Raw genomic sequence first — 18,951 nt, 5'->3', positions numbered from 1 at the left:
CGTGAACCGCCATTGCTGGGTTTGTCGAGCCTGGTTGATCCAGATCAGGGTTATCTCTTCATCGGCGTGGTTTCATTGGGACCTTTGAAGGGGCGCGCATGTCCAACGGACGGTTAGGTCGCGCGATAAGCCGCAAACCGTGGATCGATTGCGATGCGTTCCAGTGCCCTTCGTCGCAGATAGCCGACGCAATGACGGCACGCTGATGGCCGGCTCCGTCGATAGATTCGACGTCATTGTCGTCGGAGCCGGGCCGGTCGGACTTTCCTTCGCCGCATCGCTTGCCCAGAGCCGACTCAAGGTGGCAGTGGTTGAACGGCAGTCGCTCGAAAGCCTGGCGAATCCGGCTTTCGACGGTCGCGAGATCGCGCTGACCCACGCATCGGTTGAAATCCTTCGCGAGCTCGGCGCCTGGGATATCATCCCCGCTTCGGACAAATCACCACTTCAAGGCGCGCGTGTGCTCAACGGATCGAGCCCTTTCGCCCTGTGCTTCGATTCTCCCAGCGGATCTGGGGAACCACTCGGAATTCTGGTCCCAAATTGTCGGATCCGCGACGCCCTGTTCAAGATTGTCCACTTCCAGGGTCATGCCCAGCTGCTGTGCGGCCACTCGGTCGTCAATGCAACAACCAGCCACAAAGAAGCAGTCATAAGGCTCTGTGACGGCAGGCAATTGGCCGCTCGGCTGCTCGTTGCAGCGGATTCGCGTCTGTCCGCGACGCGCGACCTGCTCGGCATTGGGGCCGACATCAATCGGCTTGGCAACTCCATGCTGATTTGCCGGGTGAGGCACGAGCGCGCCCATCACCAGATCGCGGTCGAATGGTTCGATCACCATCAGACGATAGCGATGTTGCCGCTCATGGAAGGCGTGTCGTCGCTGCTTCTCACGTTGCGCTCAAACGAGGCCGACAGACTGCTTGCTCTCGACGACGACTTGTTCCTCATGGATTTGACGAGCCGGTGTCGAGGACGCCTCGGAGAGATGACCTTGGCAAGCACCCGCCATGCCTATCCGCTGGTCACGACCTGGGCGCACAAGTTCTGGGCTCCGAGTGCGGCACTGATCGGCGATGCTGCCCTCGGCATGCACCCGGTGACCGCGCATGGCTTCAACATCGGCCTCAGTGGCCAGAAGCAACTCGCCGATAGAATCCTGGCGGCATGTCGCGAGCGCCGCGACATTGCTGATCCCGACATGCTCGGCAGATACGAAAGCCGGCTGCGTCTGTCGGCGGCACCGCTCTATCATGCTACGAATGTACTTGTCGCTCTCTACTCAGGCGAGCACCCGGCGGCACGGCTTGCAAGACATGCGGGGCTTCGCTTTGCCCAATATCTTCCCTTTATCCGCCATGGCATTTCGGCCATGCTCAGGCGGTGAATCGCAGGCAGCGCTGCCGCTCTGGAACGCTATCTCGGCCCGGCTTCCTTTTGTCTCGCCGGGCGCGTTTGATGCCGTTCGTAAGGCTGCTTCCATGGTGACGATGCCGATCCTGGGATGGTTCGGATCAAGGCATAGCACCGTCAAGATCTCGATGGTCAGCCGGCAATCCTAACAGCAGACGTGCGACCCGGAGCCATGGTGAGCGCACTGGTTACCCCCGCTGGATAGTTAACCCGTCCTTCAGTGGGCTTGCGTAAGCTTGTCGTCGCGAACAACGATGGGAGCAAGCCGGTCCGTCCATGGCCCCGAAAAATGAAGACACGCTGGAGGCCAAAATCCGTCAGGATCAGCTTGCTGACCTGAGGACCGGCCTCTTCGTGTCGATGCCGATAAGCGCTATCCTGTCAGGCCTGATTTGGGCGGTGCACGCCCTTTCTGGCAGCGGCTTTGCCGCTGCAATCTGGTTCCTGGTCGTCAATGCAATAAATGCCGCCCGCCTTGCACTCGCGCGTTATCAGCTAAAGGAAACAGGGCGCCATGACAATTTCGTGGGGGTTTTGCCGCGGCTTCGCTGGTTTGGCATCCTTGCTCTTCTGGCAGGGTTTGCCTGGTCCTTCCTGGCCGTCCTGACTGTTGGATACACGACACCTCAAGCACCGCTGCATCTGGTCATTCTGGCGGGCATTTCCGCTGGTGCGGTTACATACGGCAGTTCGTATGCCGCGGCGGCGATCAACTTCATCACACCTCCGCTCCTTATCACGGTGGGATGCCTTTTGGCGAAAGGCAATTTTGAAGACTACATTCTGGCTTTTACCGTTCTGCTTTTCATGGGCGGCTTGGTTCGAGCTTCGTGTGTTGGGCAAGCACGGTTCCGCGAAGCGAGCCGCCTGAGGCATGAGGCCGAGCGGCTTGCGGCGGAGATGAAGGCCAGTTCCAGGCAGGACCACCTGACGGCCCTTCTCAACAGGCGTGGCCTCGAAGACGCAATCGGACGTTTCGAGACCGCGGATGGCCCCTTCGTGGCAATGCTGGTTGATCTGGACGGGTTCAAATCCGTCAACGATACCTACGGTCACAGGACCGGTGATGAACTGCTTGTAAGGATCGCCCGCCGCATAGAGGAGGAAGCACCGGAAGGCTCAACGCTCGCTCGTATCGGCGGCGATGAATTCGTGCTGTTTTTTCCCTCAACGAGGGTTTCGCTTTCTGCCAGTGATCTCGCCTCCAATATCATAGCCAAAATTGCCCGACCCTATATCGAGGTCGCGTCCGTCCGTGTCGGGGCATCGATAGGAATATACTTGGCGCAGACGCCGGGCCTGACGGAAATGTTGTTGCGGGCGGATATCGCCCTTTATACGGCCAAGCGTCGTGGCAGGAACGAATTTTGCCTGTTCGATGCCGAACTCGACAGGGAACTGCAACGCCGCCAGTCCGTCGAACGGGACCTTCATTCGGCGATAAAGACGAGAAGCTTGCAACCTTGGTTCCAGCCGATCGTGAAACTCGACACCGAGGCCGTGGTCGGTTTTGAAGCCTTGCTGAGGTGGTCCCATCCGACTCATGGCGCCATCTCTCCACCCGAAATCATCACAGCTGCACGCGAAACCGGAATGCTTCAGCTGCTGACGCAAACCGTATTCGCCGACTGTTGTGCTTTTATCGACGGCTTGGTGAAAGCTGACTGTCGTGATCTCCGTGTGGCGATGAATGTTTCACCGCGCGAACTGGAAGCCGGCGATATCGACGACATGGTTCTGGACGCTCTGGCGGCAAAAGGCCTCCCTGCAACGATGTTCGAAATCGAGATTACCGAAGAATCCCCGGTAGACCCGGACAGAGTGGATGAAAAGCTCGGACGGCTTTCACATGCCGGCATTTCCATCGCGCTCGATGACTTCGGCACCGGCTTTTCCACGTTGGCATCTCTCAAGGACAGTCGGATACGCAAGGTGAAAATAGACCAGGGCTTCATTCGCGGCTTGGCCAAGTCCCGAGAGGACCGACTGCTTGTCAAATCGGTCATCGATCTCGGTAACATGCTCGGGATCGAGGTCATGGCCGAGGGCGTCGAAACAGAGGCGGATCGGCAAACCCTGCACAAGCTTGGCTGCAGGACCGCTCAGGGCTTCCTGTTCTCGAAGGCGGTGCCTCTGAGCCAAGCACTGGAAATGGCAGTCAAACAGCACGCGAACCAGTTGTGACCGCTCCAGCCGCGCTGTGTCTCGCGGCCGTGCGCTCATGAATGGCGGGTATCTGAACTTCCTTGTTTGAAGAGCATGACAGTCCGTGCTGTGCGTCAGCCGGCGAACAGTTCCTTGTAGCCAGTCGTCACCATCCAGTTCGCCCGGTCGATATGGCTGCGAAGAGCCTTGCGGGCGCGGACCGGCTCAAGGGCCGGGTCGATGCCGAGAATGAGATCAGCCATCTCCTCTTCGCTGGCATTGTCGGCGCAGGCATCCAGGATCCGCAGGTAGATCGTGAAATGCTCCCTGTCGTAGCTCGTGAGGTTCTCCGACCAGGGGACTTCGTCGCACAGAGTTGAGTTTCGAGTCTCATCTGTTCCCATTGATCGATTCATGCCTGCGAACCTCGCCTGTTAAGCGCCCGCAGCATATCCCAAAATGGGATAATCCGAAACCGGGATTAGTCGCTGATCCGGTCTTTACCCGACCGGTTCGCCTAAATGCCCAAATCTCTTCGATCGCCCCGCCACCAGCGGTTTCTGGCCCAGTTGGTTTCCCTGCGCAAGGCCAAAGGCCTGACTCAGGCGCAGGTGGCCGAGAAGCTTGATCGTCCCCAATCCTTCGTGGCCAAGTACGAGGGTGGAGAGCGGCGTCTCGACGTCATCGAGTTTCTCGACTTAACTGCGGCGCTTGACGCTGATCCGTGCGAGATTCTGTCCAGCCTGCGGGCTAACGGGCGCCTGCGCGTCTAACGGCTCGCGCCGGTACCGTGAACCGAGCGTGCTTTTCTTCGGCAAGCTGCCATTCCGCTACGGGTGGGTCTTTACCAAGCCATGCCGATATAGGATGATAATCCTAGGTGGGGCGATTCCTCAACGGAGATCGCAATGGCTAGGACCAAACTTTCCAAGCAGCTTTCACAGGCTGAAATCGAGCGCTTTCTGGCGGAGGCGGAACGGCTGCACAAGAGCATCGTCCAGCCGCTTCTATCACCTAGCAGCAACCATTACCGGGCTCTCCAACGCACCCATGAAGCGCTGTTAAAGACGGTGAAGGATATCACGGGTAAGGATGCGCCGTTCATTCAATGGTTCGGAACAGGACCGGTGAATTAGACCCGACTTGTAGACTCCACGCTGCAAACGTCCCATTCTCTCTTCGGAGGGAAGGGGCGTGGGCAACCATCGCTTTCAAGACAACTCCTGGCTGGCTTTCTTGCCTTCGAATCGACCCTGCCGCTGTCGGCTGCAACATCAAAGCCAATATAAGCTACAAAACGGGCGAGCGCGTCTATCATGATCCCGGACAGGAATATTACTGGGACACGCGCCTCAACCTGTTGAAAGGCGAGCGCTGGTTTTGTTCGGAGCAAGCCGCGCGCACGGCGGCGATGTCGTCGAGTTTCTCGGCGTAACTGCGGCGCTTGACGATGATCCGTGCGAAAAATCTGTCCAGCCTGCCGTCCTGGCGGGCGCCCGCGCGCCTGACGTCGCGCGCCAGGTGCTCGTGAACCGAGCCCGCTTTTCTTCGGCAAGCTCAGGCGGTCTCGGCCATTCGGCTTCGCCCCTTGGCGTGGGCAGCCCTTCGGGCTGAGACGGCCGCCGCCCTTGCGGGCGGCGCGGTTTGTCTGTTGGCCTTTCCCGGTGGCGCGGGGTGGGCGGCACTCCCTTCTAGGCCCGCCGCGGCAGCCCGCAACCCTTCGCGTGCCGCTCAGGGTCCTCCTCTTCGTTCCGGTCCTTCGGATGCGGTCCGCCTACCACGGCGGGCCTTTCCGGTCGCGACTCGCCGCCCACCCCGCTTCCGGGGAAAGGCCGGCGATTGGCGAGCGGAGGATGAGACGATGCATGCAAACAGCAAGCGTACCGCCAGCGGAGAGGCTGGCGCAGGCAAGGGCGGGCGCCCCGGCGCCAGCCTTTATCAGGAGATCACCGACCGCATCATTGCCGAGCTGGAGCGCGGCACCGTGCCATGGGTCAAGCCATGGGGAAGCGCAAAGGCAGGCCTTGGGCTGCCGAGGAATGCATCCTCTGGGCGCACCTATTCCGGCATCAATATCCTCATCCTGTGGGGCGCGGTCATCGAGCGCAGCTATCCCAGCCAGAACTGGCTCACCTTCCGGCAGGCGCTCGTCCTTGGCGGCAATGTCAGGAAGGGCGAGCGCGGCACGACCATCGTGCATGCCGACCGCTTTGTCCCCAAGGACGAGAAGGAGCGCGCACGCCACGAGGGCGATGAACCACAGGCCGTGCCTTTTTTAAAGCGCTTCACTGTCTTCAATGTCGCGCAGTGCGATAATCTTCCGGAACACCTCCACGCCGCCGCCGAGCCGCTGCCTCAGTGCGAGATCGTGCCGCAGGCCGAGACGCTCATTCGCGCCAGCGGTGCGGATTTCAGGGTCGGCGGCGATCGCGCTTTCTACATGCCGGGCAGCGACCACATTCAGGTGCCGCCGCAGCCGGCGTTCCATCACCAGATCGACTATTACCGGACCTGCTTTCACGAGCTTGGCCACTGGACCGGCCACCCGACGCGGCTTGCTCGCGACCTCTCCGGCTCGTTCGGCTCCAAGGCTTACGCGCGTGAAGAATTGGTCGCCGAAATCACTGCCGCCTTCGTTTGCAGCAATCTCGGTATCGAGCCGACCGTGCGTCATGCCGATTACATCGGCTCATGGCTGAAGGTGCTGCGCGAGGACAACCGCGCGATCTTCCGTGCCGCCAGTCTTGCCTCCAAGGCCGCCGATTTCCTGTTTGGCTTTAAGGACGATGCCAAAAGCGAGGCGCAGGAAGGGATTGCGGCATGACGATGCGCGATCCTCGACTGACCGCGACCGAGCCGACGCCAAGGCGAGCAGATGCTCATTCCCGGTGTCCGGCCGATCACCACGCGCGATTGGCTCACCCTCCTGATGGACGCGCCGATGTGTCCGCGCGCGGCGCAAAAGCCGCTCGATATCGGTCTCTTCGATGAAGCCAGCAGAAATCAACTCGACCTGTTCTGACTAGGAGTCTTTCCATGATCCTGATCACCGATCCACTGCGCGCACGACTGCTCGCCAATGGCGCCGCCGACGCCGACATCGACCATTTTCCCGTTGTGAAACTGTTTAATCCGACAGGTGCCGCGACGTGGCTTCTGAGCGAACTCGACGCCGATGGCGACACGCTGTTCGGCCTTTGCGATCTCGGCTTCGGCTTCCCCGAACTCGGCAGCGTCAGTCTGGCCGAGCTTGCATCCGTAAAAGGTCCGCTTGGCCTCGGCATAGAGCGCGACCTGCATTTCCAGGCGCGCTATCCGCTCTCCGCCTATGCCGAAGCCGCCCGCATTTGCGGCCACATCACCGAGGCCGAGCGACTTCTGCGGCATGCAGCAGACGCCCTTTCAAAGCCCCATTCCGAGCTTCCGTCCGACACGGCGGAACAGCAGCGCCGATAGGCGCAAAAACCGTCCCGCCGCGCCGGCCTTCGGCCTCTGCGGCGGGACAACCTCAACCAAAGCGAAGGAGAATAACCATGCAGGTTGGCCACATCCCCTTGGATCAGCTCAAGATTTCCGCGCTCAACATGCGCTATGGAAAACGCGCGCCCGACATGTCCGATATCCTGCCATCCGTGCGTGCGCGCGGCGTGCTGGTGCCTCTCCGAACGGCCAGCCGGAAACCTTCGAGATCGTTGCCGGCAGGCGGCGCTATTTCGCCGCCAAATCGCTTGCCGACGAGCGCGGCGAAGGCGATCCCTTGCCCTGCGCCATCATGGAGGACGGTGATGACGCCGATGCGCTGGAAGCTTCGCTGATCGAAAACCTCGCCCGCCTCGATCCTGACGAAGTCTCGCAATGGGAGACGTATTCGCGGCTCGTCAGGCAAGGCCGCACCGTTCCAGACATCGCTGCGACCTTCGGCATCACTGACCTGAAGGTCAAACGCATTCTGGCGCTTGGCGACCTCTTGCCCAAAATCCGCGAAGCCTATCGCCGCGAGGAGATCGACGCCGAGACGGTGCGCCATCTCACCATGGCGTCCAAGGCGCAGCAGAAGGACTGGCTGGCACTCTGTGCCGATCCCGATCAATACGCGCCGCGTGGCTTTCAATTGAAGCAATGGCTGTTCGGCGGCCAGTCGATTTCCACCAAGGTGGCGCTGTTTGCCATCGAGGAGTATCCCGGCCTGATCACCTCGGACCTGTTCGGCGAGGACAGCTATTTCGCCGATGCCGACCTGTTCTGGCAAAAGCAGAACGAAGCGATTGCCACCAGACGCGACACATATCTCAACGACGGCTGGAGCGAGGTGGTGCTGCTGGAACCGGGCCAATATTTCCACGCATGGGACCACGAGAAGACCCCGAAGAAGAAGGGCGGCAAGGTCGTCATCGCGGTCACGTATCGCGGCGAGGTCGAGTGTCACGAGGGCTGGCTGTCACGCAAGGAAGCGCGCCGCGCCCGCGAGGGCGGCGAGCAAGAAGAAACAGCCGCCAAGCCGCCGCGCCCCGAACTCACCGGCCCGATGCAGAACTATGTCGATCTGCATCGCCATGCTGCCGTGCGCGCGGCCATGCTCGACCATCCCGCCGTGGCGCTGCGCCTCGTGGTGGCGCACGCCATCACCGGTTCCGGCCTGTGGCAGGTGCGCCGTGAGCCACAGCGCGCAGCCAACGAGACGGTGACTGCCAGCCTTGCCGGCTGCAAGGCTGAAGCCGCATTCGGCAAAAAGCGGCGCGAAGTGTTGGCCCTGCTCGGATCACCGGATGAGGATGGCGTGGTCGCCGGCGGCAATGGCGACGCCTTTGCTATCGCCGGCGTGTTCGCGCGCCTCTTGGCGCTGTGCGACGACGATGTCATGCGCGTTCTCACCCTTGTCATGGCCGAGACGCTTGCAGCCGGCAGCACCGTCATCGAGNGTCGCCGGCGGCAATGGCGACGCCTTTGCTATCGCCGGCGTGTTCGCGCGCCTCTTGGCTCTCTGCGACGACGATGTCATGCGCGTTCTCACCCTTGTCATGGCCGAGACGCTTGCAGCCGGCAGCACCGTCATCGAGGCGCTCGGCAACCATCTGAACGTCGATATGGGCACATGGTGGCAACCGGACGATGCCTTCTTCGACCTCTTGCGCGACAAGGAAATCGCCAATTCGATGCTGGCCGAGGTCGGCGGCAAGCTGGTCGCGGACGGCAATGTCGCCGAGAAGGTCAAGACGCAAAAGAAGATCATCCGCGACTTCCTGGCGGGCGAGAATGGCCGCCAGAAGATCGAGACCTGGCTGCCGCGCTGGATGAAATTCCCGGCCGAAAGCTACACCAGCCGCGGCGGCTTCGGCACCGCCGATCAGTGGGCACAAGTGCAGCCGCTGTTCGTCCGCAAATAGTCGATCAGGGCCCGAGCGGCGGTTCTCTCGATTACCGCCACTCAGGTCGCGCGCGCCGCTCCGGGTCGCGCCGGCTGCCGATTGGGCGTCTTGTCGAGCCAGTGCCGCGCGCGAGAAATCCCGACGCCAATTCGCGCCCGTTTCGGCAGCCCTGCACCGCGCCGGGTTGCTTGCTGAGGCGCCAGGCGCATGGGGCCAATTGTCCGATCCGGTTGCCGACAGAGCCCGCGCAGCCGGCGCCCTGCATTGCCGCCGGCTCCTTGTGTCACCGATCGCGCCACCTGTCTCCATGGTGTCTCAGGACCATTCCCCTGCGGCTGGCTTGACGACGTATGGGCGGATCCGGCCCGCCCGAAACCCTCGCCAGCAGCTTTTTTCCCCGCCGCCTGCGGCGGCTTCCTCGCGCCGCTTCGCTTCAAAAAAGCTGTCCGCTCGGGTCCTCCGCTATCGCTGCGGCCGTCCCGGTTCCGGCGGTCCGGACGCGCCCATCACGGTCCGCCATCGCAGGGGAATGGTCCCCGGCGAGCACCAAAAGGAGACTGAAAATGACCGCGATCGGATACGTCACCAAACAGGAAAACGGCGGCTACAAGGGCCAGCTCAAGACGCTCAGCGTCCGCGCCGACATCGACATCGTGCCCAATCAGGCAAAGAGCGCCGACACCCATCCCGACTTCCGGGTGCTGACGCAAGGGGTCGAAGTAGGGGCCGGCTGGATCCGCACCGGCGAGACCTCCGGCAAGGACTATGTGAGCCTGTCGATTGCCGCCCCGGAGTTCGGCCCGCGCAAGCTCTACGCCAATCTCGGCCGCGCCGCCGGCCAGGATGACGACGACACATACGCCATCATCTGGAACCCGGTCGACTGACCGGCCGATCCGGAAAGCCCCGCGCCGCAAACGGCGCGGGGCTCTTCTCAAGAAGGGGCGGCGAAAACTCGCCCCCCACTCTTCGCCCGTCCCCGAAACGATCTCGCTCGCCGATCCTCGCCTTCGCTTGTCCGTAACGAAACGAGGACCATCATGGATGACGAAAACGAACGCGCGGCCCGCGCCAAGAAGGGCAGTCCGTTTCTCAACACCGCGCAGGCCGCCTTCTATATCGGGCTGTCCCAGCGCACGCTGGAGAAGATGCGGCTCAAAGGCGGCGGCCCGCAATTTCGCAAGCACGGCCGCTATGTCCGCTATCACATCGACGAGCTCGACGACTGGTCGAGGGGACGCGCGCAGGAGACCAGGCCCGAGGATGCCGGGCATGATTCCGGCTCGGCCGGTGAGGGAGGCCGCTCATGAGCCGGCGTCCCACTATCCGTCTGATCGGCAGCCATCTGCGGCGCGTTCGGGCGCGCAAGACGATCGCCGTGGCCACAATAGGCCTCGGCCTGATCGGCTTCGCCGCTTTCGACAACCCATCGCCCTGGCTGGTCTGGAACGCCTCGGCCAGTGCGCCGGTCGGCCTCTATCGCGTCGCGTCCGGATCGCCGGCTCGTGGCGATCTCGTGCTCGTCCGCCCGCCAAAACCGGTCGCCGATCTCGCCGCCGAACGCTTCTTCCTGCCCAGCAACGTGCCGCTGGTCAAGCGCCTTGCCGCGCTGCCTGGCGAGCATGTCTGCGCCTTCGGCGACGCCATCATCATCGGCGGCAAGATTGTCGCGCGCCGGCTGGCAACCGACACGCAGCACCGTCCGCTGCCTTGGTGGAATGCCTGCCGCAAGCTCGCCGCCGCCGAGGTTTTCCTGCTCGGCAACGATAGAAACCGCTCCTTCGACAGCCGCTATTTCGGGCCGGTGCCGGCCGAAAATATTGCCGGGAGGCTCGTGCCGCTATGGACCGAGTAACCCTCCTGATGCTGGGCATGGTCGCGATAGCGCCATGCGCCTGTTCCGCCGCGACCGACGCTCAGCCGGCCGCCATCTCCCGTGGTCCGCAGCTGGCAAGATGGCAGCCCTTGGTAGCCGAAGCAAGCCGGCGTTTCAGCATTCCACAGCCCTGGATTTATGCCGTCATGGATGCCGAAAGCCGGGGGCAGACAATGCTGGACGGACGGCCGATCGCCTCACACGCCGGCGCCATTGGCCTCATGCAGGTGATGCCCGGCACCTACGAGGAGATGCGCGCAGAGCTTGGCCTGGGGGCCGATCCGCACGACCCTCGCGACAACATTCTGGCAGGCACTGCCTATCTGCGCGCCATGTATGACCGCTTCGGCTTTCCCGGCCTGTTTGCCGCCTATAACGCTGGGCCGGACCGCTACGAACAGCATTTGCAGCGTGGGCGACCGCTGCCCAGCGAGACGGTTTCGTATTTGGAACAGCTCAAGGCTGCCGGGATTTCGGCCGCCGACATGGACGCGTTCACCGGCAAATCCCGTTCCGGAAAAGCGCCGGAAATCCCGTCCGGGCAGTCGCTGTTTTTCCTGCGAAACGGTGTTTCCGCGACCGATCCGAATGGCCAAATTGTGGTGCCGCTCGGATCGGAGCGAGCAAGGTCAGGCCGGCCGGATCGCAGGTGAGGGCAGCGGCTACCGCGGTTCGGGCGGGGGGCAGGGAGGCAGGTCCGCGGAAGGCAAGATAAAGGCATCGCCTCCTGGAGCCGGCGAAGTCTTTGTCTGCACATCCTTTTTCACGGAGGCTGCCTTCAGCGTCAGGAGAGCTGCTGCCGGCAAAGCTTTGATTTTGCTAAAGACTACTAGGAGGCTCAATGCAGGATGAAGAGTTCAAGCCGAGCCTGGGCAAAATCGGATCGCGCGGCTCGAAGGCAGGCAAGCGTTTCGCCGGCCAGATCCGCGCCGCGATCAACCGAGCCGGCGGCGGCAGCGGTCGCCGTGGCCGCTTCATCGGAAGCCGGGCGGGGCGCGGCGGGGCTGCTGCCGCCGTTCTCAGAGCGCGCGACCCCCACGCGGCGTTTCGGCAGCGGCGCGCCGTCGTCAAGGCCCGTATCGTCAAGCTGGCCGGCAAGGGTGTTGACGGGGCACGTGCACACCTTCGCTACCTCCAGCGCGACGGCGTCACCCGCGAAGGCGAGCCTGGCGAGCTCTATAGCGCCGACAGCGACCGCGTCGATGGCAAGGCCTTCATCGATCGTGCCGATGGCGACCGGCATCAGTTCCGCTTCATCGTCGCCCCTGAAGACGGCATCGAGTATGATGACCTGAAGCCGCTCACGCGGCGCCTCATGGCGCAGATGGAAGAAGACCTCGGCACCAGGCTCGACTGGGTGGCCGTCGATCATTTCAACACTGGTCATCCGCATACCCATATTATCGTCCGCGGCAAGGATGACCGCGGCGAAAATCTTGTCATCGCGCGAGACTACATCTCGTCTGGCATCCGTGAACGGGCGGCCGAGCTGGTCAGCCTCGACCTTGGCCCGAGAACGGACCGCGAGATCGAGCAACGCCTGCGCCAGGAAATGGAGCGGGAACGCTTCACCAGCATCGATCGGCAGCTGCTCCGCATGCGCGACGATGAGGGGCATGTCTCACCGGCCCGCCGAAACACGTTTCGCCAGACGCTGCACCAGGGCCGCCTGCGCAAGCTCGAGCGGATGGGTCTGGCTGAGGAAGTCGGCTCGGGCCGCTGGCGCCTTGATGGCGAGCTTGAAGCGACGCTGCGCCGCACAGGCGAGCGGGGCGACATCATCAAGACCATGCACCGCGAACTGACCGGCAAGGGGCTCGCCCGCAGTGCCGCCGACTATGTTGTCCATGATCGATCTGCAGAGCAGATGCAGCCTGTCGTCGGCCGCATCGTTGCGCGCGGCCTGGCCGACGAGATCACTGACCGCCATTACCTCGTCGTCGACGGCGTGGACGGCAAAAGCCACTATGTTGATATCGGCAAAGGCGAGGCCACCCAACCGACGCCAGAGGGCTGCATAGTGCGGGTCACGCCGAGGGACACCGGGCCAAGGCAAGTCGACCGCACAATTGCCGAGATCGCCACGGCCCATGACGGGCGCTACAGCATCGATATCCATCTCAAGCATGACCCGTCGGCCACCGAACGCTTTGCCGAAACGCACGTGCGGCGACTGGAGGCGATCCGCCGGGCGACCGGTCGTGTCGAACGCGAGCCGGACGGCACCTGGATCGTCGCACCGGATCATCTCGACCGTGTGTCTGACTACGAGCGTCAGCGGGCCGGGGCCGAGCCTGTCACGGTTGACAAGCTCTCATCGACGCCGCTGGAACAACAAGTCAGCTTCGACGGCGCCACCTGGCTCGATCGAGAGCTGGTTTCCGACATACCGGAGGCCTTGCACAGCTCTGGTTTCGGCCGCGATGTCCGAGAGGCGCAAGGCCGCCGACGGCAGTGGCTGATTGCGCAAGGTCTTGCTCGGGAAGAGCAGGACCGGATCGTCTATCGCGCCAACATGCTTTCGATGCTGCGCCAACGCGAGTTGAACCGCGTGGCCGGCCAGTTGTCGAACGAACTCGGTCTGCCCTATTCTGAAGCCCAGAGTGGAGATCGAATAGAAGGCACGCTCCGCCGCTCCGTCGAGCTCGCCGGCGGAAAATACGCTGTCATCGAGAAATCGCGCGAGTTCACGCTGGTGCCATGGCGGCCGGTGCTTGAGCATCATATCGGCAAGGAGGTTTCCGGCGTCGTGCGTGCAGAGGGGATTTCATGGACCATCGGCCGGCAGAGAAGCGGACCAAGCATTTCGTGACATGGCTACACAACTTCTTTTGCCCGCGTTGAAACAGGTACTCAGTCCGGACGGAGTTCGCCTGCTAATTGCCCGCGGCATTTGATCTCGCGAGGGATAAATGGCTGGTCGTGCAAGACTTATCGTTCGCTCTACAAAAAGCGCCGCGATGATTCATCGTATTCCATGATTCTGAGCCAAAACCCTCCTGCGCCACCACGGCACTCTTCCCGGTGCCACGGAAGCCGCGCCGACGCGGCGGTGCCGGCCTGGTTGCGCAGGGCTGCCCCCGACCCAAACAGTTGCGGCGCATTGAGGACATTGCAATCACTGACGGTGCGGCCATCGGCGCGCTCGATGAGATGGTCCGCCAGCTAGAGAGGTGGGCTGGCGCCTGGTGACAGCGCCTAGGGCTTTCGGCGGCCGTGGTACGGCGAAGCAGGCTCGCGGCGTCGAGGATGAAGCCGCACTTCGCAATGTTCTTCTGCTCACACGACCGGGAGACAAGGTCGACCCGCGGGCCGGATGCTGTTGACCGTGCGTGAACTGGCAGCCCATCCCGCTGAGGATCTTCTAACGGGAGAAACCTCGCTGCGGTGCGGAAGATTTCGGTCGTCGGCCGCGACGACGAGGCGGTCAGCGACCTGGCCAGACGAGCTTCGGCAGCTTTCGGCTGCGGCATGTTGACGTGCGCGATCATGGCCGCCGAATGAGATCGCTTCGAACGCACCGTCGGATGCTGGCTCGCCGACGCTTTACTGGCGCAGCGCCTGGGTGGGGCCATGCGGTGCCGCTACTGGGCACCGAGGCAGCTTTGGGCATGAGACCCGATCAATCGCGCCGGGCCGCGACGGTCATTGCGGCATCTGGAGTCGAGGCCGGGTCAGACCGGGGGAAAAAACTGCTCGTCGCGTAGGAGCCCCCGCGTTGCGCGCCGTCGATCTTTCCGCCCAACTCGGCGCCGCGCGGACCGGGGCTTGCCATTGCCCCGAAACTGAGGCCAAGGCGACGGACCCGCCCTGCGTATACCGACGCCCGCCGCGCCGCCGTCGGCGGAAACGAGCGAGCCGTGGGCCTCACACAATCTGAGGTGCTGGTGACGATGTGCATCGCCTACTTCCATCCGCACTCCTACCCACGAGCTCACCCGTGCGCCCGCGGTGCTGCGAACCCGCCGACGAATATTTGGCAGAAGCCGGAGTGGGCGCTCAGCCGCGACGATTTTTTTGGCCTTGACCGGGCCGGGCGGCGCGACCCGAGCGTCGGGACAAAAAGCCGGGAAGGGGAGGGCACCAGCCCGGTTGAAGCCAAGGGCATGATGATGTGAGGACGATCTGCTGGCAAGAATTTGCGGAGATCGATGCTGTCCTGGCGCGCTCGTCGAAGATTCTGAGCGGCGCCGACGTGGCTGCTCGAGGGAGAACAGTTCACTGCGTGACCGGCCGGACCTGATTGCGATCTCGATTGGAATAAAGAAGACGACGGGCCGAATGGCAGGATTGATCGCCAAGATGCGCGATCTGCCGGCTGTCCTGCGCGCGTGCGGGAGTCGCCACCATGAACTTTACGACAAAATTGCCGGCACAGGCCGATTTCAAGAAGGTGTTGCTCGATGCCATCAGGAGGCGATCGCACGCAGCGCAAGGGCGGATGCTGGCCAAGCTGACCGGCGCGTCGTGAGATGTTGCCCGTCGGATGGTGACGCTTTAGATCAGGCGGATCTCCACCCAGTCGCCGCGCAGGTCGAACCCAGCGATTTTGTGGCACGCGCTCGAAAGGTGCTGCGCCGCGGGAATTGCCGCCTCATCCATGCACTGCAAAGGCGTACTCATTATCTTGGTGATAGTTGGGCATCTATTGCAATATGTTGTCTATCGAGGCACTGACGCCTTTTGGCTGTCGCCATATTTTAAGTCAATCTACATGTTTCATATGCCTCTCTTTATGGCGATAAGTGGATATCTTTCTTCGGGAGCGATTCTGCGCAAATCGTTCCATCAAGGCGTCAGTGATCGAGCAATGCAACTAGTATTGCCCATGCTTTTTTGGTGTGCGTTGATTTGGATATCGAAGGCCGCCGTAATGTCTTCGGCGAACAGTTTAACCAGTGGAATGTTGGATTTTTTTAGGGAGTTCATTGGCACATACTGGTTCATCTGGGCAGCTTTCGCGTCCTTCGTCCTTATTAAGTTGCTCACGACTTTCAATGGCTCGTCGGTGTGGATCATAGGCGCATCTGCAATTGCGATCGCATTCGCGCCCGTCCCGTGGTCAATAACCCCGTTGGTACGATACACATACCCATTCTTTTGTTTGGGGTTCTTGTTTGCGCAGCCGATCGGATGGCAGCAGCTAGCATCAGGCGCTACAAGGCTATTTTTGTGGTGTTACTTTCTATGGCTGCGTTCATGTGCTTTCTTGCTTGGGGAAAGGAGACGTACGTCTACAACAATCTCGTTTTGATCTGCGATGCACAGTTGCAAAACAAGTGTTGCTGATGTTCGCTGGCTCGGTAGCAACTTCTGCAGTGGCGATGCAGCTTATATTCCTATGCTGGAGAGTTGGTTATTCAACTCGCGTAGCTCGCTTTGTCGCGGTGGAGCTTGGTCAGAGCACACTGCTGCTTTACCTGCTTCAGGGTGCCGTGTTTCGCTTCATGGATCTAATACCGTTCGGAGAGCTTTGGGATCTCACGAGCAGAATCGAGTTCGCCACTTTGCTTGGTGCGGCGATTGTTGTCACAGCGATGACAATTCGCAGGATTGTGCGCCACCTTGGATATGTGTCGCGGAGCTATGCATAATTTATGATGTGACTGCCGACAGTTGGCATTGAAATCATTGGCGAGCCATGCCGGCGTGGCGTTCCCCTCACGGATCACTTGATCCGCCGCCCGAAGTAAGGCGTGCCTGTAGGCCGGGATCGGTCCCGAATGCTCGTAGGACGGCAATTCGCTCGGGAGCCCGATCAGATTTGAAGCTCCGCGACCGTCTGGCGCCGAGCGCAGCCAATAGAAGCGCTTCTGACCAATCGTCGCGTTCATCTCCAGGAAGCCCGCCTAGCAGGTTGTGACCACTGCTGTGGCAATGCAGCAGTCCTGGATGGCTGCATCAAATAAGTCCAAGATGCCCCGGGTGCGCTTCCACCGCACCACCGGGACCTTCGCTGCAGCTAAACGCAGAAAATTCAGGCGCGTGCTGAAGCATCGTGAAAAATTCATGGATTATGTCAGCTGATAAAATGACCCGATCCAATTTCAGTCGATCAATCAGCGCCCTTCGTCGGGGCTGTCGGTCCGCATCGCGCCTGACGGCGGCGCTATGCTGGTGCCCCTACGGCCGCCCTGTTGAACCGCTTTCTCCAGCACCGAACCGCTCGCCGCGATGCAGGGGGACAGGCGACCTGAACCCCTGCCCAAGCCGATCTGATGGCAGAGGCGGTGGGGCTGGACATGGGCCCGTGGTGGACATACGTGCCACACAAACCCTCATGCTCGCCTAACCGGCCGCAACGTATGGCGATCCGGGCAGACCCGACGAAAGAAGGAGTAGGTCTCGGCCATTCCCGTGTCCGAACCCGAACCCAGAAAAGTTACTGGTTTCCTTACGGGCGCGATACAAAGGGGACAGGCTGGACTTGGCTGCCGGGGGCGGGGCTTGTCGACCGCTCGATCGAAAGTGAGAGACGAGGAGGAGAATCACCGACCTGCAGAGCGGCAAGGCGCTCGCCTACCTCCCTGTCAGTCACCGTTAGCCGATGGTTTAGACGAAGATAGTCCGTCCATGTCGGCGTGCGGAATGTCTCGGTCCAAAGAGTCGAGTTCTGAAGATCGCGCTGGAGGGTCCAGTCCCGCGCACCGGCACGGCTCTGTACGCGCCGCCTTTCGCGCATGCAGCTCAGAAATTCCTCGATATTCTCCTCGGGTATCGAGTACTCCACCTTGATCACGATCGGGCCGCTCCTGGGCTTCAAATCGAGGGCCAGTTCTGGTGGCCTGAAGTCGAAGGCCCCTTGATCCGATTCCTCCCATAGCCGTACCGGCAATAGCTTTCCCACAGCTGCAACCAGCAACAGCGCCGCTGCAGCACCTTCCAAAGCCCACGTCAGGGAATAGTACTGCGCGACAGCACCCCAGATCCAGCTGCCCGCTGCCATGCCGCCGTAGGTCAGGGCGTAATAGATCGACAGGGTGCGACCAACGACCCACCTTGGGCTTGCCAACTGCACACACACGTCGGTTCCGGTCCAGGTGACAACCCAGCCTGCGCCAGCGATTGCAAGCGCGATCGCTGCTACAGCCACCGATGATGTGAGAGCCAGTAAAAGGCAACACGTTGCGCAAGCAACGGACGCGAGCGTGATCAATCGATTTTGGGACGTGATGCGTCTCAAGTAGCTATTGCCAATGCCCGCGATGAAGGCGCCTGTGCCGAAGCCGGCCAACAGGACGCCGTAAACAATTGGCCCCCCCGCCAGTTGGTCGCGAACTAGGAGGGGGAGCAGAGCAAGGATCGAGATGCTTGACAGCCCGAACAGGGTTGCACGCACGATCGCCACTCTGATCTCCGAGGAGATTGCCGTGAAGCGCATGCCATCATGAATGGCCGTCGTCATCCGCTCGCGCGGAAGAGGCGAAGAGCGAACTTGCCACTTGGAGCGCAGCACAGCGCTCAACGGGACCAGGTCGGTCAGCGCAGCGAAGGCGAAAGCCGTAAGGGGGCCCAGCAAAGCCAAAATTACACCGCCCAGCGCCGGTCCTATGCTCCGAACCACGTTGTACCCCACCGACATCAGCGTCACTGCAGCGGGTATGTCGCGCTTTTCCAGGATGTCGCCGACCGAGGCGTGCCAGGCTGGATCATTCAAGGCAAAGCCGCATCCCGCCAAGAAACTCAGTCCCAAGATCAGCCATGGACTGACAAAGCCCAGTCCAACAGAGAGAGCCAGCGCCGTGGATGCCAGTGCGATCAGGCAATGTCCGGCAAGCATCACGCCGCGGCGGCTGAAGCTGTCTGCAATCGCTCCAGCAAGGATCGACAAGAAGAAGGCGGGCAGTGTCGATGCAGCCTGCACGAGCGCAACCATCAGATCGGAGGCTGAAATCGTTGCCATAAGCCAGCTTATAGCCACGCTCTGCACCAGCCAGCCAAGGCTGGATATCTGCGTGGCTGTCCAGATCGAACGAAAGACCGGATTCTGAAGAGGAATCAGTGTGTTTGCTGCAAAGGGCGGGGAATCTTGACGCCGCATGACTTCTCACCTCCACCACGTAGTTCTTTCGCTCACTCACTTGCTGACAGCGGTGCGCTTACGCACAGCTGCGTCACAACCAAGTTCCGATATCGCGCTCGCAACAAAGT

The 18,951-nt window shown here is 61.6% G+C and carries 19 protein-coding genes and 3 pseudogenes; 17 read left to right on the top strand and 5 right to left on the bottom strand.

The window, feature by feature from the left end:
* Window positions 1-205 precede the first annotated feature (205 nt).
* Both ubiM and X760_RS68460 read left to right on the top strand, forming a co-directional pair.
* A complete protein-coding gene (gene ubiM / locus X760_RS68465; RefSeq protein ID WP_023722039.1) occupies window positions 206-1,387 on the top strand; it encodes a 5-demethoxyubiquinol-8 5-hydroxylase UbiM in 1,182 nt (393 codons plus the stop codon).
* A gap of 302 nt (window positions 1,388-1,689) precedes the next feature.
* Window positions 1,690-3,597, top strand: a complete 1,908-nt coding sequence (locus X760_RS68460) for a bifunctional diguanylate cyclase/phosphodiesterase (protein ID WP_023722037.1) — start codon at window positions 1,690-1,692, stop codon at window positions 3,595-3,597.
* 95 nt (window positions 3,598-3,692) lie between these two features.
* On the opposite strand, the gene X760_RS68455 is transcribed toward X760_RS68460, so the two are convergent.
* Entirely contained in the window at window positions 3,693-3,962 is a 270-nt protein-coding gene (locus X760_RS68455) for a DUF2285 domain-containing protein (protein WP_023722036.1), read from the bottom strand.
* A gap of 117 nt (window positions 3,963-4,079) precedes the next feature.
* Between X760_RS68455 and X760_RS68450 the strand changes: the two genes are divergently transcribed.
* From X760_RS68450 to X760_RS68430, 5 genes are all read left to right on the top strand, one after another.
* Window positions 4,080-4,331: a helix-turn-helix transcriptional regulator gene (locus tag X760_RS68450; protein WP_023722035.1), complete on the top strand. Its 252-nt coding sequence runs from the start codon at window positions 4,080-4,082 to the stop codon at window positions 4,329-4,331.
* Between the two features lie 135 nt (window positions 4,332-4,466).
* Window positions 4,467-4,694, top strand: a complete 228-nt coding sequence (locus tag X760_RS68445) for a hypothetical protein (protein ID WP_023722034.1) — start codon at window positions 4,467-4,469, stop codon at window positions 4,692-4,694.
* Between the two features lie 725 nt (window positions 4,695-5,419).
* Window positions 5,420-6,382: a zincin-like metallopeptidase domain-containing protein gene (locus tag X760_RS68435; RefSeq protein WP_023722032.1), complete on the top strand. Its 963-nt coding sequence runs from the start codon at window positions 5,420-5,422 to the stop codon at window positions 6,380-6,382.
* Between the two features lie 51 nt (window positions 6,383-6,433).
* Window positions 6,434-6,580, top strand: a complete 147-nt coding sequence (locus X760_RS76710) for a hypothetical protein (RefSeq protein WP_023722031.1) — start codon at window positions 6,434-6,436, stop codon at window positions 6,578-6,580.
* Window positions 6,581-6,594: 14 nt separating this feature from the next.
* A complete protein-coding gene (locus X760_RS68430; protein WP_023722030.1) occupies window positions 6,595-7,014 on the top strand; it encodes a DUF2958 domain-containing protein in 420 nt (139 codons plus the stop codon).
* A 133-nt stretch (window positions 7,015-7,147) separates the two neighbouring features.
* Here the strand turns inward: X760_RS68430 and X760_RS77435 are convergent, their stop codons facing one another.
* Window positions 7,148-7,585: a hypothetical protein gene (locus X760_RS77435; protein ID WP_198030559.1), complete on the bottom strand. Its 438-nt coding sequence runs from the start codon at window positions 7,583-7,585 to the stop codon at window positions 7,148-7,150.
* A gap of 411 nt (window positions 7,586-7,996) precedes the next feature.
* Window positions 7,997-8,176 (bottom strand): hypothetical protein, encoded by a 180-nt coding sequence (locus X760_RS77430; protein WP_023722028.1) that lies wholly within the window; start codon window positions 8,174-8,176, stop codon window positions 7,997-7,999.
* A 379-nt stretch (window positions 8,177-8,555) separates the two neighbouring features.
* On the opposite strand from X760_RS77430, the gene X760_RS75455 reads away from it, so the two are divergent.
* The 9 genes and pseudogenes from X760_RS75455 to nolL all read left to right on the top strand — a co-directional run.
* Window positions 8,556-8,942, top strand: coding sequence for a hypothetical protein (locus X760_RS75455; protein ID WP_023722026.1), 387 nt, complete (start codon window positions 8,556-8,558; stop codon window positions 8,940-8,942).
* A 545-nt stretch (window positions 8,943-9,487) separates the two neighbouring features.
* A complete protein-coding gene (locus X760_RS68420) occupies window positions 9,488-9,811 on the top strand; it encodes a DUF736 domain-containing protein (protein ID WP_023672372.1) in 324 nt (107 codons plus the stop codon).
* A gap of 153 nt (window positions 9,812-9,964) precedes the next feature.
* Window positions 9,965-10,234, top strand: coding sequence for a helix-turn-helix domain-containing protein (locus X760_RS68415; RefSeq protein ID WP_023722025.1), 270 nt, complete (start codon window positions 9,965-9,967; stop codon window positions 10,232-10,234).
* Complete coding sequence (lepB, locus tag X760_RS68410) at window positions 10,231-10,779, top strand: signal peptidase I (protein WP_023722024.1); 549 nt, start codon at window positions 10,231-10,233, stop codon at window positions 10,777-10,779. The genes X760_RS68415 and lepB overlap by 4 nt, the downstream gene beginning before the upstream one ends.
* The gene (locus tag X760_RS68405; protein WP_031194955.1) at window positions 10,767-11,453 is read left to right on the top strand and encodes a lytic transglycosylase domain-containing protein; all 687 of its coding nucleotides are present in this window, start codon (window positions 10,767-10,769) and stop codon (window positions 11,451-11,453) included. Before lepB ends, X760_RS68405 begins: the two co-directional genes overlap by 13 nt.
* Window positions 11,454-11,641: 188 nt before the next feature.
* A complete protein-coding gene (rlxS, locus tag X760_RS68400) occupies window positions 11,642-13,612 on the top strand; it encodes a relaxase/mobilization nuclease RlxS (RefSeq protein WP_023722022.1) in 1,971 nt (656 codons plus the stop codon).
* Between the two features lie 991 nt (window positions 13,613-14,603).
* Window positions 14,604-14,717, top strand: a pseudogene (locus X760_RS76705) (SMC-Scp complex subunit ScpB); the annotation flags it as partial.
* A 431-nt stretch (window positions 14,718-15,148) separates the two neighbouring features.
* A complete protein-coding gene (locus X760_RS78950; RefSeq protein WP_280940434.1) occupies window positions 15,149-15,271 on the top strand; it encodes a hypothetical protein in 123 nt (40 codons plus the stop codon).
* Between the two features lie 138 nt (window positions 15,272-15,409).
* Window positions 15,410-16,394: pseudogene (gene nolL / locus X760_RS68390) on the top strand (nodulation factor fucose acetyltransferase NolL); the annotation flags it as partial.
* A 9-nt stretch (window positions 16,395-16,403) separates the two neighbouring features.
* On the opposite strand, the pseudogene X760_RS78330 reads toward nolL, so the two are convergent.
* Window positions 16,404-16,640: pseudogene (locus tag X760_RS78330) on the bottom strand (hypothetical protein); the annotation flags it as partial.
* A gap of 52 nt (window positions 16,641-16,692) precedes the next feature.
* On the opposite strand from X760_RS78330, the gene X760_RS78945 reads away from it, so the two are divergent.
* Window positions 16,693-16,827, top strand: coding sequence for a hypothetical protein (locus X760_RS78945; protein ID WP_280940433.1), 135 nt, complete (start codon window positions 16,693-16,695; stop codon window positions 16,825-16,827).
* 367 nt (window positions 16,828-17,194) lie between these two features.
* Here the strand turns inward: X760_RS78945 and X760_RS0139585 are convergent, their stop codons facing one another.
* The gene (locus X760_RS0139585) at window positions 17,195-18,841 is read right to left on the bottom strand and encodes an MFS transporter (RefSeq protein ID WP_031194952.1); all 1,647 of its coding nucleotides are present in this window, start codon (window positions 18,839-18,841) and stop codon (window positions 17,195-17,197) included.
* Window positions 18,842-18,951 lie beyond the last annotated feature (110 nt).

The sequence above is a fragment of the Mesorhizobium sp. LSHC420B00 genome (genome assembly GCF_000503055.1).
Classification (GTDB): Bacteria; Pseudomonadota; Alphaproteobacteria; order Rhizobiales; family Rhizobiaceae; genus Mesorhizobium.
This window is presented reverse-complemented; position numbering and strand designations above follow the sequence as displayed.

Bases quoted from the DNA above. Each gene is read 5' to 3' on its own strand.
- ubiM (WP_023722039.1), top strand. From the start codon at position 206: ATGGCCGGCTCCGTCGATAGATTCGACGTCATTGTCGTCGGAGCCGGG.
- X760_RS68460 (WP_023722037.1), top strand. From the start codon at position 1,690: ATGGCCCCGAAAAATGAAGACACGCTGGAGGCCAAAATCCGTCAGGAT.
- X760_RS68455 (WP_023722036.1), bottom strand. From the start codon at position 3,962: ATGGGAACAGATGAGACTCGAAACTCAACTCTGTGCGACGAAGTCCCC.
- X760_RS68450 (WP_023722035.1), top strand. From the start codon at position 4,080: ATGCCCAAATCTCTTCGATCGCCCCGCCACCAGCGGTTTCTGGCCCAG.
- X760_RS68445 (WP_023722034.1), top strand. From the start codon at position 4,467: ATGGCTAGGACCAAACTTTCCAAGCAGCTTTCACAGGCTGAAATCGAG.
- X760_RS68435 (WP_023722032.1), top strand. From the start codon at position 5,420: ATGCATGCAAACAGCAAGCGTACCGCCAGCGGAGAGGCTGGCGCAGGC.
- X760_RS76710 (WP_023722031.1), top strand. From the start codon at position 6,434: ATGCTCATTCCCGGTGTCCGGCCGATCACCACGCGCGATTGGCTCACC.
- X760_RS68430 (WP_023722030.1), top strand. From the start codon at position 6,595: ATGATCCTGATCACCGATCCACTGCGCGCACGACTGCTCGCCAATGGC.
- X760_RS77435 (WP_198030559.1), bottom strand. From the start codon at position 7,585: ATGGCGCACCGTCTCGGCGTCGATCTCCTCGCGGCGATAGGCTTCGCG.
- X760_RS75455 (WP_023722026.1), top strand. From the start codon at position 8,556: ATGCGCGTTCTCACCCTTGTCATGGCCGAGACGCTTGCAGCCGGCAGC.
- X760_RS68420 (WP_023672372.1), top strand. From the start codon at position 9,488: ATGACCGCGATCGGATACGTCACCAAACAGGAAAACGGCGGCTACAAG.
- X760_RS68415 (WP_023722025.1), top strand. From the start codon at position 9,965: ATGGATGACGAAAACGAACGCGCGGCCCGCGCCAAGAAGGGCAGTCCG.
- lepB (WP_023722024.1), top strand. From the start codon at position 10,231: ATGAGCCGGCGTCCCACTATCCGTCTGATCGGCAGCCATCTGCGGCGC.
- X760_RS68405 (WP_031194955.1), top strand. From the start codon at position 10,767: ATGGACCGAGTAACCCTCCTGATGCTGGGCATGGTCGCGATAGCGCCA.
- rlxS (WP_023722022.1), top strand. From the start codon at position 11,642: ATGCAGGATGAAGAGTTCAAGCCGAGCCTGGGCAAAATCGGATCGCGC.
- X760_RS78950 (WP_280940434.1), top strand. From the start codon at position 15,149: ATGAACTTTACGACAAAATTGCCGGCACAGGCCGATTTCAAGAAGGTG.
- X760_RS78945 (WP_280940433.1), top strand. From the start codon at position 16,693: ATGGCTGCATCAAATAAGTCCAAGATGCCCCGGGTGCGCTTCCACCGC.
- X760_RS0139585 (WP_031194952.1), bottom strand. From the start codon at position 18,841: ATGCGGCGTCAAGATTCCCCGCCCTTTGCAGCAAACACACTGATTCCT.